Source organism: Veillonella sp. oral taxon 158, from assembly GCF_018376515.1.
GTDB classification, from domain to species: domain Bacteria; phylum Bacillota; class Negativicutes; order Veillonellales; family Veillonellaceae; genus Veillonella; species Veillonella rogosae.
The window spans coordinates 1-13157 of the sequence record NZ_JAHABE010000016.1; the positions used below are offsets into that span (position 1 = coordinate 1).

The following is a 13157-nucleotide window of genomic DNA, read 5'->3' on the forward strand; positions in this document are numbered from 1 at the left end:
TTTCTTGCGAATATGACCGCTATTCGCCAACCGCTCGAGGACGCAATAATCTGTCGGCTCATACGGATGATGCTCTGTATCAGACCGACTATCATCGCGACCTGCTGTTTTTATTTGTAAAACCTGTTCCCATTCCTGCTCACTTGTCATATGTCTATTTTCTACCTTATATCAATCGTAATATATTAAGTAATATTAAGTAATATTAAGTAATATCTAGTTATATCAACTATTGTATATGCATATAATATTATTTACAAATAATACTAAATTGTGTAATATAATTATAGATAAAGGAAATAAATATTTTGCTAGCATTTTAATGCATGCAAAACAAAAGAGGAGGGTGGCAGCCCTCCTCTTTTTGTGCTAGTTACCGGCCTAATATCTATCTAGCCACTTGCAAATATAATATCCAATTATACTTGCTACGATAGATACTGTGAAGGAAATAAATATTTCGAGCATTTTAATACACCCCCTTCCTGTTACCAGTTTGGGGCGGTAACACCTATAGTATATACCAAAAGCACCCTTTTGGGTGCTTTTATTGTGTCAAACATTTATTGATGTTAATATGGTATACTAAAGAGTAATATTTCAATATTCTCATGTGCAGAATGATATGTCATAAAAAAGGAGTGTCTACTTACATGGACAGTGATCTGACCTTAGATTTTATAATTATCGTCGTATTAATCATAGCAAACGGCTTGTTCTCTATGACAGAGTTAGCCATCGTGAATGCGAAAAAACGTAAGCTCGAAGAGTTAGCAGAAGCGGGCAATGAACGTGCTAAAAAGGCCTTTGAATTAGCAGAGAATCCTAATAATATGTTTTCTACTATTCAAATTGGTATTACCCTCGTTGGTATTTTAACTGGTTTGTATTCTGGTGCGACCTTCTCTGGTCCTTTAGAAGAGATTTTAGTAGCTAATATTCCAAGTATTGAGCCCTATGCAGCATCCATTAGTTCCTTACTCATTGTTACGGTTATCACCTATTTATCCCTCGTTATTGGCGAGCTCGTGCCGAAACGTTTAGCCTTAAATAGTCCTGAAAGCATCGCTGTAGTAGTGGCAAAACCGATTTATTGGTTGTCTGTAGCCTTAAAGCCAATCGTTAGCTTCCTCGGTGTTTCCACAGAATTCCTCTTAAAATTACTAGGCGTGACTGTGAAAGAAGAGGCTCCTGTTACAGAGTCTGAAATCAACAAAATGCTCACCGAAGGCGTTGCTATGGGTGCTTACGAAGAAGAGGAACCAATTCTCGTAGAAAATATCTTCCACCTTGCAGATATGAACGCTGGCGACGTGATGACGCCGCGTACACAGCTCAAATGGATCGACCTTAACGGCACTGAGGACGAAATCATGGATGTCCTCAAAAATGCCAACCATTATCGCATTCCTGTTGGCACCGATTCCTTGGACGAACTCAATGGTCTCGTTACCGTATCTGACGTATTAGTTCAAATTATGCAACGTCCTAGTGAAAGTTCCATTCAAGATATCATCAAGTCTTGTCTCAAGGAACCTGTCCTCGTTCCAGAATCCATTCCGCTTATGAAGTTATTGAACGTACTTCGTACTGAAGGTGTTCACGAGTCCATTATCCTCGATGAGTACGGCGGTTTCACAGGTCTCGTAACCTTGCATGACATCATGGAAGAAATCGTAGGCCTTATGCCTTCTGGTGAAGACGAAATCAAAGAAGAAGAAAATAAAATCATCGAACGCGATGGTGCATGGCTCGTAGACGGCCTACTCGACGTAGATGAATTTAAAGAATTCTTCCACATCGATGAAGAATTACCAGGCGAAGAAGATGACTTGTACAAAACTATGGGTGGCCTTTTGAATCTGCTCTTCGGTCGCATTCCAAAAGAACTAGACAAGGCAAAATGGAATGGCTATACCTTTGAAGTCATCGATATGGACAATACCCGTATCGACAAAATCCTTGTTACCTATGAAGAACCTATTGTAGAACAAGAAGAAGAAAAATAATAACATATACATGCTTACTATTATTAACGATTAACCTTAATAATTAAGGGTATTTAAAGATAATTAAGCCTTAATAATTTAGGTTAAGAAGATAAAAAACAGTATATATAAGCTTATAAACATGTGTAAAAGAGTGAGTTCTCTAAAGAGGACTCACTTTTTTATTACTAACAACCTAACAACCTAACAACCTAACAACCTATGATTTTAAAATAAAAAGGCATATGTTTAAAATATACTAATAAATATGTCAAATAAGTATATAGTTCTTTTATATTCCGCATAAAGGGTAGAATTATATATTTAAATATAGTATTATTAAATTGTATAAAATATATAAGTAGAATAGTATTTCTATTTCCTTATCTTGTGTATGTATTTAGAAATATGCTAACAATAAAAGTCCTATGATGTTTAGTTGTAACGAATATGTTGCACCTTTCATAGGGCTTATGTGTGGTAGTAAAAGGAGAGATTCTATGAATCCAAGAGTCATAGCAACCATAGGGGCCCTATTAATAGGGACTGCCGTCATAAGTGGTTGTGGATCAGAAAAGCCCCCTGAGGATACAAGCCTCAAGGTGCGCACCATCACCATCGGTCAAGAATCAGACACTACCAGTGCTGGTTATGCAGGCACCATCCACAATAAGACGGAAACTAAACTAGCCTTTCAAATTGGAGGCCGCGTTATCAACAAATTTGTTAATGTTGGTGATGTAGTAGAAGCAGGACAAGTGATTGCTCAAATCAACGGTTCTGATACGGCAGCACAAATGCAAAATGCAGAAGGCGCCGTAAAAGCAGCTCAATCGGCTTACGAATTAGCAGAAACCAATGCTAACAGATACCGCGAACTCTATGCGCAACAAGCGATTAGTAAATTGCAATTAGACCAAGCGGAAAACCAATTGAATGCGACAGCTGCTCAACTACAACAGGCCCAAGCAAGCCTCAATTTGAGTAGCAATCAAAATAGCTATACTAGCTTAACGGCTCCAGATACGGGCATTATAACGGCTCTTAATCTTGAATCTGGCCAAGTGGTCGCAGCAGGTCAAAATGTAGGTACCTTAGCGGCTGGTCGTGATCCAGAAGCAGTTATCGCTTTACCGGAACAAGAATTGAGTAAAATTCACGTAGGAAGCCCTGCCACTATTACCTTCTGGGCGTTGCCAGATGTAAAGGTCCAAGGCGTTGTACGTGAAATTTCACCAGTTCCAGATCCTGTGGCGAGAACGTATACCGTAAAAATCGCCTTACAAAATGCGCCTAGTGAAGTACAACTAGGTATGACAGTAAACGTAAATCTAACTACAACAGATACGAGCAATATTACGATTCCGTTGACGGCTCTTGTGAAAGACTCGAACGGCAATAATGCAGTCTATATCATCCGCGATAAAAAGGCTCATCTCGTGTCTATCAAAACAGGCGATTTTGGTCAAAACTCAGTTATCGTCACATCTGGCTTAGCTAAAGGCGACATTGTCATCACCGCAGGTACCCAACAGTTACAAGAAGGGACGGCGGTTAGTCAATGAAACAGTTTAACTTAGCCGAATGGGCTCTCAAACACAAGTCCATTATCTACTACTTCATGGCTGTGCTCCTCACCTTTGGTATCTTCTCGTACTCCCAAATGGGCCGTATGGAGGACCCGGACTTTACGATGCGCACCATGGTAGTCGGCGTTGCTTGGCCAGGGGCTTCCCCGCAAGAAATGTCGGACCAGGTAACGGACAAACTAGAAGAAAAACTGCGCGACCTACCTGGCGTAGATTATACGAAATCTTTCACAGATGGCAGCAAATCGGTAATTTATATTAATCTGAAAGAAGATTTACCATCTGATAAAATTCGTCCCGCTTGGGAAGAAGCGCGGAATATGATCAACGACGAATGGAAATCACTGCCGCAAGGCGTTCAAGGCCCTACCATCAACGATCGATTCGACGATGTATACGGCATCATTTATGCCATCAGTGGTGATGAATATTCGTACGAAGAAAAGCGGCAACAAGCAGAAGACTTGAAACGTCAGCTTTTATCAGTTCCTAATGTTAAAAAAATCAGCCTCATTGGGGTTCAACAACAAACCCTTAATGTAACGATCAACAAGGATAAGCTAGCATCTTATCAAGTCAGCACGCAACAGCTATTAACGGCTATCAAACAGCAAAGTATGATGGTTCCAGCTGGTATGATTACGACGGATACAAACAATGTATATCTCCGCGTTAATGGCCTATTCGATAGCCCTCAAGCGGTACAAGATATGCCAATTCGCATCAATAATCAAACGTTGCGACTCGGCGACATGGCTGATGTAACTATGACCTATCAAGACCCTAGCAATCCTCAGTTCTACTTTGAAGGTAAACCAGCTATTGGCATTGCCATCTCTATGGATGCAGGGGGCAATAATATCGAATTCGGTGAAGCTATCGATAAAAAACTGGCGGAATTAAAGAAAACCATTCCTACAGGACTCGAACTCAGTCAAGTATCGAATCAGCCTCACATTGTTAAAGAATCTATTGGCGATTTTTCTCAATCCTTATTTGAAGCCATCGCCATCGTATTACTCGTAAGCTTTGCATCCCTTGGCTTGCGAACAGGTGTCGTAGTAGCCCTCACCATTCCAGTCGTTGTGTCTACGACGTTCATCTTGATGTATGAAAACGGTATTTACTTACACAAGGTTAGCCTAGGTGCCCTCATCTTAGCACTGGGCCTACTCGTAGACGATGCCATTATCGTTGTTGAAATGATGAGCGTTAAACTCGAAGAAGGTTGGGGACACTTTAAAGCGGCCACCTTTGCTTACCAATCAACGGCATTCCCTATGCTATCTGGTACGCTCATTACCTGTGCAGGCTTCTTGCCATTAGCACTAGCAGAAGGGATGGTAGCAGAATTTACAAAATCTCTATCCATCGTTGTATTTATGGCTCTCATCCTATCATGGTTTGCTTCTGTTCTCGTCAGCCCTGTTCTCGGTTATAAAATCATCGAAAATAAAGAACCAAAACCTGAATCAGAATGGACTAAACGAGACCATATCATGCACAAGCTAAGCGTGACCTTCTATGAAAAGTTTGAAAAGCTTTTACATTGGGCTTTAGGACATCATAAGGTAGTATTACTCATCACCTTAGGTGCCTTTGTGTTATCCCTACTTTCACTACCATTGATCAAGCAGGAATTTTTCCCATCATCAACGCGTAATGAAATCATCGTGTCCATGCAGTTCCCTCAAAGTTCATCCATTGAGTACACCGCAAACCAAGCAAAGATCATTGATGAATATTTGCAAGGGGACGAACGCATTGCAACGTTCTCATCCAATATTGGACAAGGTTCTCCTCGTTTCGTCCTCACCTTGGAACCTGAATTGCAACGAAATAATTTCTTACAATATGTAATCGTTACAAAATCCTTAGAGGACCGAGATAAACTGTATAATGAGTTAACGTCTTATTTAAATACAGAATTCCCATCAGCTCTTGTAAATGCTCAGTTTGTCCAAATCGGGCCTCCATCTAAGTATCCTGTTATGCTCCGCGTAGCAGGTCCTGATCAAAAGGTGGTAAAAGACATTGCAAACCAAGTAAAAGCTAAAATGCAAGGCGACAAGGATTTACTAAATATAGCCTTTGACTGGCCAGATACAGAACCAGTAGCCAATATTCACATCGATCCGAACAAGGCGCGCCTACTAGGTATCGATAGCTACGCTGTATCCTTGCACTTACAAAGTCTATTATCTGGTACAAAATCTGGTGAATATTACGAAGGCAATCAAACCATACCTGTTACCTTCCGTTTAGGCGGCAACGAACAGCATAATTTAAGTGCTCTTTCATCCTTACCGATTCAAACAGGCAACGGTTCCTACGTACCACTTAACCAAATTGCGACCATTACCATGACGCAAGAGGATGGTATTATTTGGCACCGTAACATGATGCCTACCATCAGTGTGTATGCTAATGTAAAACCTGGCGTCTTAGGCAATGCGAAAACGAAAGAGGTTTATAAATCCTTGCAAGACATTCGCGATTCCTTGCCTACAGGCTATACCATTGAGCTAGACGGTGCTGCTGAAAATAGCGTAACAGCAGTACAAAGATTATTAAAACCAATGCCGATTATGCTCTTTGTGATTATGACAATCCTCATGTTCCAATTGAAGCGTATCGCCCTCATGATAATGGCTTTACTCACAGCCCCACTAGGCCTCATCGGTGTCGTATTAGCACTGAATATTACGAGAACGCCGTTAGGCTTTATGGCGATTCTAGGTATCATCGCCCTATCGGGTATGATCATTCGTAACTCCATTATCTTGTTAGACCAAATCGAAATCCACAAGGCAGAAGGCCAAAAACCTCGTGAAGCGATTATCAACTCCGCTACACTTCGTTTCCGCCCTATCATGCTCACCGCTCTCGCAGCGATTTTAGGCATGATTCCTCTCATGGGATCTGTATTCTGGAGCCCACTAGCCATCGCCTTTAGCGGCGGCCTACTAGTGGCAACGGTGCTAACACTTATCGTACTACCAGTCATGTACGCAAGCTGGTACAAGATTAAATAATTACAAATATACCTACATTTGTAAGATCTAATATGTACTAGGAACTTTATTTCCTTAGTAAAAATCCCCTAATCTTTGTAAAAGCTATATAGCTTATACATTGATTAGGGGATTTAATTATAAATAAGTAACATAAAAAACAGCAGGACTAAAGCCTGCTGTTTTTTAGTCACAAGAATACATTGCAACTTACTTATTTCCCTTAGGATTATATTAACAGTTATATCTAACGTAGTCTACCATCTATTAAACTACTACAGCTGTACCATTGCATGTAATCATGAGCATGCCGTTTTGTGCACCTACAGTGCTATATTGGAAGGATACACCAATAATAGCATTAGCACCCAATTTAGAAGCGCGTTGAGACATTTCATCGAGAGCTGCTTGGCGAGCACTCATCAAAGAATCTTCATAGCTGCCACTACGACCACCTACGATGTCACGAATACCAGACATGAAGTCTTTAACGAAGTTACGACCTTCTACTACTTCACCAAATACAATACCTTTGTACTCTTGTACAGGTTTGTTTTCAATATGAAACGTTGTTGTAATAATCATAATTCTCTCCTCATTATCTATCAAAGTCGCGGTCTAAGTTAACTTCTTTCAACGGCACAACTTTAGTTTTGTTGATATATTTGTAACCTAGGTAAACTGCAAAGAAGATTGGCAAGCCAATATACGCAACGGATACGCCGTACCAGTCGATTGTTTCGCCTGTGAAAGCGGAGTAGTTTTGACCAGCGATGATGATGACGCAAAGAATGAACGCCAAGATTGGACCTACTGGGAATAACCATGCTTTGTAAGGCAATTCGCTAAGATCTCTGCCTTGTGCAATGAAGGCACGACGGAAACGATAGTGAGATACTGCGATACCAACCCATGCGATGAAGCCGCAAAGACCGGAGATATTAACAATCCAAGTATACGCAGTACCTTCGCCGATGAAGCTTGTAAGGAATGCAAATAAACCAATTGCTGTAGTTAAAATTAACGCTGGCACTGGTACGCCACGGCTATTAAGCTTAGCAAAGATTTGAGGTGCTTGACCTTCTTTAGCGAGTGCGTACAGCATACGCGTAGAAGAATATAGACCAGAGTTACCAGCACTGAGTACTGCCGTTAAAATGATAGCATTGATGAAGTTAGCAGCAAAGGCAAAACCAAAGCGGTCAAATACGAGTGTAAATGGAGAAATAGAAACGTTTTCCACACTAGCATTCAAAAGATTTGGATCAGTGTATGGAATCAAGAAACCGATAACTGTGAAAGCACCGATATAGAACAATAGAATACGCCAGAAGATAGAGTTAATCGCTTTTGGCACGTTCTTTTCAGGGTCTTCTGCTTCACCAGCTGCTACGCCAATAAGTTCAGTACCTTGGAAGGAGAAACCAGCTACCATGAAGATAGCGAGGATGGATTCCCAGCCACCTACGAATGGCGCTTCCCCTATTGTCCAGTTTGTAAAGCCTGGAGATGTGTCACCAATGCCAAAAATGAGCATGGATCCACAGAATAGGAATACGAATACAGTAATAACCTTGATGCTAGAGAACACATATTCACTTTCACCAAAGGAACGAGTCGATAAATAGTTCAAGCCGAATAAAATGAGCAAGAACAGAGCAGACCATACGATGGCAGGCACATCAGGGAACCAATATTTCATGATGAGCGCCCCTGCTAATACTTCAGCAGCCAAGGTAATAGCCCAGTTAAACCAGTAGTTCCAACCTAAGGCAAAACCAAAGGCAGGGTCTACATAGCGTTTTGCATAAGTCCCGAAGGAACCTGGAATCGGTAAGTAAGTAGCCATTTCCCCAAGAGAAGTCATGAGGAAGTAAACCATGAGGCCAATGAGGCCGTAAGCTACAAGAGCACCACCAGGGCCTGCAGTACTTACTACTTCACCACCGGCAACGAATAAGCCAGTACCGATAGCACCGCCAAGAGCGATCATATTCATATGACGCGCTTTCAGGGTACGTTTTAGATGTTGATCTTTATTAGACGTAAACTCTACGTTATTATTTTGATTATCAGCCATGGTGCACCTCTTACAAATCTAGATTACGCACGTATTTTGCGTTATCTTCAATAAATTTACGACGAGGTTCTACCTTATCGCCCATGAGAACGGTAAAGATTTTGTCAGCTTCGATGGAATCTTCCAAGCTAACTTGTAAAATCGTACGATTTTCAGGGTTCATAGTAGTTTCCCATAATTGTTCAGGGTTCATTTCACCTAAACCTTTGTAACGTTGGATAGTGATACCATCACGGCCTACTTCATCAAGCTTAGCAGTTAATTCCGCATCAGAGTATACATACCAATGGGATTTACCCTTCTTGATTTGGTACAAAGGAGGTTGAGCAATGTAAATATGACCTTCCTCTACCAATGGTTTCATATAGCGGTAGAAGAATGTTAATAACAAGGTACGGATATGAGCACCGTCAACATCCGCATCGGTCATGATGATAATCTTGTTATAACGGGATTTAGTAATATCGAATTCTTCCCCAATGCCAGTACCGAAAGCGGTAATCATGGAGCGAATTTCGTTATTCGCCAAAATCTTATCAAGACGTGCTTTTTCTACGTTAAGGATTTTACCGCGCAACGGTAAAATCGCTTGGTAACGACGGTCGCGACCTTGTTTTGCAGAACCGCCCGCAGAATCACCTTCGACTAGATAAATTTCAGTCATAGATGTATCTTTTTCGGAGCAGTCCGCCAATTTACCAGGAAGGCTAGATACTTCTAAAGCATTTTTACGGCGAGTTAAGTCGCGGGCTTTACGAGCTGCCTCACGAGCACGGCTTGCCATAGTCGCTTTTTCGATGATTTTCTTCGCATCTTGCGGATGTTCTTCAAAGAATGTTTTAAGACCATCAGATACGATAACATCTGTAATACCTTTAACTTCGCTATTGCCAAGTTTAGTTTTTGTTTGGCCTTCAAACTGAGGTTCCAATACTTTTACAGAAACAACAGCTGTCAAACCTTCACGTACGTCTTCACCAGAAAGGTTAGACTCATTTTCCTTGATCAAACCAGCTTTACGGCCATAATCATTGAGAGTACGAGTCAAAGCAGCACGGAAACCAGAAAGATGTGTACCACCGTCAATAGTGTTGATGTTATTTACGAAGGACAACAAGTTTTCGCTGTAGCTATCGTTATATTGTAAAGCTACATCTACTACTACATCATCTTTTGTATTTTCGATGTTGATAACAGTTGGATTAACAACTTCTTTATTTTCGTTCAAGAATGTGATGAAAGAACTCAAACCACCTTCGTAATGGAAGCTTTCAACACGAGGTTCCTCTTGGCGCAAATCGCTCAATGTAATGCGAAGGCCTTTGTTAAGAAATGCCAATTCTTGTAAACGCATTTTCAATGTATCAAAGCTAAATACTGTAGTTTCAAAAATCTCAGCATCTGGCTTGAAGATAACTGTAGTACCAGTACCTTCTGCTTTACCAATTTCGTGCAACTCAGAAGTCTTGTGACCACGAGCAAAAGAAATTTCTTGAATGATACCATTTTGAGCTACTTGAACCTTAGTCCATTCGCTCAACGCATTTACTACGGAAATACCTACGCCGTGAAGACCACCAGATACCTTGTAGCCGCCACCGCCGAATTTACCACCGGCATGCAATTTAGTTAATACTAACTCTACCGCAGACATACCAGATTCATGCATCCCTGTTGGGATACCACGGCCATCATCGACAACAGTAATACTGTTATCTGGATTGATGGACACTTCGATGTGTGTAGCGTAACCAGCAAGCGCTTCGTCTACAGAGTTATCTACAACTTCGTATACGAGGTGATGCAAACCGCGGGCAGACGTACTACCAATGTACATCCCCGGGCGTTTACGCACCGCGTCGAGACCCTCAAGAACCTGAATATTCTGAGCGCCATAATTTTGTTCAGGCATGAAACAAACTCCTCCTAACAATCTATCTCACTGTACATACTAGAATTTGTATGACAACACATGTACAGGATTAAACTTTATCTCTTTATTATACTATAAAATTCATCAATTCGCCTCATTAAAGTCTTAATACTAATACCAGATCCGTAAATGCAATCATCAGTGACCACATAGGTCTTGATTTGCTCCTCTGGTACCATGGCGATATACTCTAAGCTTTCATAGTGATGAATAGGACTTTTATGGGATTTTCCGCCCTTGGCGTGCACCATGGTAATGATGGATTCGATAGGCACGGAAACGGTATCCCCAATATGAACGTACATAGGAATGCCCCCTCTACTTTTCTAATGTCCCATTTAATGAATCAATTTTGCGCTGTTCCTCTTCAGCAAGGAACTTTGATCGATATTTATTGCACAAATTAATAACGTGCTGATCCGTCAACTCATCAGGCTTTTTGTGAGTGATGAGCATAGCCACCATATACATATGACGGCGATTGATAGATCCTTTGTAAATTTTATCTAAGTAAAAGTATATGGATTCCCGCATGGCTTCTGCAAAGTCTGGGAAGGTACACTGTATAAATTGCTGACAGTCGCTGTATTTAAAGTACGGATACTTTCTAATGACCGCCTTAATGTCCTTAATATGTTTTCGATGCAATTCATATTCACAAGTGGGACAAATTTCTTTTTTAGATTCCATGTACATGCCACATCGACCGCAACGATGATAGCCATGCTGCTCTAAATAAATTTCACGCTTTCGAGCTGTAATCTGTACTTTTCTGAAAGCAGCCTTCAATTCTTCATTATCCGTTTGTTCCAATGATTTATCGATGGCTTCTACGTCTTCTTTTGAAAGCACGATGTCTGCGAAATTAATACGTTTCGTAATAATCTGTTCATCAGGCAATGAAATCGATGTATCAGTATTTGCTTTCACATAGCTCTGACGTTTCATAATAAAGCGAATGTCGGTGATGATCTCTTGGCGGTAATACTTGTTAATCGCCTCTATGATGCGCCGTTTTTGCATCTGTAGTTCCTGCATCCACATGGAATTATCTGCACTGATAACCATATCTGGAGGCTTGATAGACACAATGTTCGTATGGTCCGCTATGACATCGCCCACTACATCACGCCACTTGTGAACGAGGGTATTTAGTTTATATTGTTCTAGTAAATTCAGTTCTGCTAAGGCCTTTGGTAAACAAAGATCAAGGCTGTCCATACTGAACCTTTCCCCCTTCACAAGAAATAAATTGAACCGATTTCAAATCTTTAAAATCGTGAATATCTGTAGTAGTAATAAATGTTTGAATACGTTTATGAATAAACTGCAATAAATTCGCTCGTCTCGACTCATCAAGTTCGCTCAATACATCATCTAGTAAAAGAACTGGATATTCCCCTACCTCGGACTTGATAAACTCAAGCTCACTCAACTTTAAGGATAGTACAGCCGTTCGTTGCTGCCCTTGGGATCCAAATTTCTTTAAATCCATCGCATCGGAAAAGAATCGTAAATCATCGCGATGAGGACCTACGCTGGTAGTCATCCGATGACGATCCTGTGGCAATGCTGCTTTAATGCGCTCATAAAAGCCTTCCTTTGTATATTCTAAGGATCCATTATCCATGTAAGGCTGTTCATAACCGATAGTTAAATTCTCAAGGCCACCTGTTAGTTTACGATTCATCAAATCGATAAGAAGGTTAATTTTTTTCAAGCTTTCTAACCGTTTCTTTACGATAAAGCTCGCCATATCTGCTAGCTGTAAATCCCATTCTTCAAGAGGAATATTTTGCTTTCCTCTATATTCCTTAAGGACTGCATTTCGTTGCTGTAATAACCGATTGTACTGCATCAACTGATGATAGTAAGTAGCGCTAGTCTGAGAGATTTCCATATCTAGAAAACGTCTACGCCCCGATGGAGTGCCCTTGATGAGCTGTAAATCTTCAGGACAGAAGATAACTGTATTTAATGTACCAATCAATTCCTTTTGCGATATTTTTGTATCGTTTAACCGAATATCCTTAGGACCTTGGCGGAATAATTTAATATTTACCTTTTGAGGCGTATCCTTTTTCTCAAACTTAACGACAATGCCTGCTTCCTCAGCATTGAACATGAGCATATCCGATGTATCGTTTGTACGATGGCTTTTACCAATGGTACCCACATAGATGGATTCGAGGATATTCGTCTTACCAGCCCCATTGGTGCCGTGCAAAACGATAATCTCCGGATTGAACTGAATCTGTACATCCTTGTAATTACGAAACTGGAATAATTGCAGTGAGTCAATTCTCACCGATTATGCCTCCTCTTGAGTAATCACGAGATCTACATCGAGACCTTCACAAGAAATCACATCGCCAACGCGACACTTCTTGCGTTTTTCTGTCACAACTTGACCATTCAAAGTAAGAATTCCTTCATCGATAAAGGATTTAATTTGACCACCCGTTTCGATAATGCCTTCTAACTTCAACAACTGATCAATTTGAATGTACTCCGTATGAATGGGTACCTGCTGTTGCTCTTTCATAAAGTCCT

The 13157-nt window shown here is 40.8% G+C and carries 10 protein-coding genes and 1 pseudogene; 3 read left to right on the top strand and 8 right to left on the bottom strand.

The genetic code is table 11. The features are described 5' to 3' along the window. Positions 1-150 (bottom strand): annotated as a pseudogene (locus KH364_RS08470) (SAM-dependent methyltransferase); the annotation flags it as partial. 503 nt (positions 151-653) lie between these two features. On the opposite strand from KH364_RS08470, the gene KH364_RS08475 reads away from it, so the two are divergent. The 3 genes from KH364_RS08475 (at position 654) to KH364_RS08485 (ending at position 6612) form a co-directional block, all read left to right on the top strand. Then, positions 654-2009: a hemolysin family protein gene (locus tag KH364_RS08475; RefSeq protein WP_273299333.1), complete on the top strand. Its 1356-nt coding sequence runs from the start codon at positions 654-656 to the stop codon at positions 2007-2009. A gap of 479 nt (positions 2010-2488) precedes the next feature. Next, on the top strand, positions 2489-3553 hold the full coding sequence (locus tag KH364_RS08480) for an efflux RND transporter periplasmic adaptor subunit (protein ID WP_273299334.1): 1065 nt from the start codon (positions 2489-2491) through the stop codon (positions 3551-3553). Then, positions 3550-6612, top strand: a complete 3063-nt coding sequence (locus KH364_RS08485) for an efflux RND transporter permease subunit (RefSeq protein WP_273299335.1) — start codon at positions 3550-3552, stop codon at positions 6610-6612. Before KH364_RS08480 ends, KH364_RS08485 begins: the two co-directional genes overlap by 4 nt. A gap of 246 nt (positions 6613-6858) precedes the next feature. Here KH364_RS08485 and KH364_RS08490 read toward each other — a convergent pair whose 3' ends face one another. The 7 genes from KH364_RS08490 to KH364_RS08520 all read right to left on the bottom strand — a co-directional run bounded on the left by KH364_RS08490 (position 6859) and on the right by KH364_RS08520 (position 13149). After that, the gene (locus KH364_RS08490; protein ID WP_009351557.1) at positions 6859-7176 is read right to left on the bottom strand and encodes a YbjQ family protein; all 318 of its coding nucleotides are present in this window, start codon (positions 7174-7176) and stop codon (positions 6859-6861) included. A gap of 13 nt (positions 7177-7189) precedes the next feature. Beyond that, positions 7190-8671 (bottom strand): amino acid permease, encoded by a 1482-nt coding sequence (locus KH364_RS08495; RefSeq protein WP_105081818.1) that lies wholly within the window; start codon positions 8669-8671, stop codon positions 7190-7192. A 10-nt stretch (positions 8672-8681) separates the two neighbouring features. Next, positions 8682-10583 (bottom strand): DNA topoisomerase (ATP-hydrolyzing) subunit B, encoded by a 1902-nt coding sequence (gene gyrB / locus KH364_RS08500; RefSeq protein ID WP_273299336.1) that lies wholly within the window; start codon positions 10581-10583, stop codon positions 8682-8684. Positions 10584-10660: 77 nt separating this feature from the next. Then, positions 10661-10909, bottom strand: coding sequence for a DUF370 domain-containing protein (locus KH364_RS08505; RefSeq protein ID WP_009351583.1), 249 nt, complete (start codon positions 10907-10909; stop codon positions 10661-10663). 13 nt (positions 10910-10922) lie between these two features. Then, positions 10923-11825, bottom strand: a complete 903-nt coding sequence (locus KH364_RS08510) for a DUF721 domain-containing protein (protein WP_273299337.1) — start codon at positions 11823-11825, stop codon at positions 10923-10925. After that, entirely contained in the window at positions 11812-12912 is a 1101-nt protein-coding gene (gene recF, locus KH364_RS08515; RefSeq protein WP_273299338.1) for a DNA replication/repair protein RecF, read from the bottom strand. The genes KH364_RS08510 and recF overlap by 14 nt, the downstream gene beginning before the upstream one ends. Positions 12913-12915: 3 nt before the next feature. Next, positions 12916-13149 carry an RNA-binding S4 domain-containing protein gene (locus KH364_RS08520; RefSeq protein WP_004692943.1) on the bottom strand — a complete coding sequence of 78 codons (234 nt, stop codon included), beginning with the start codon at positions 13147-13149 and terminating at the stop codon, positions 12916-12918. Between the last annotated feature and the right edge of the window lie 8 nt (positions 13150-13157).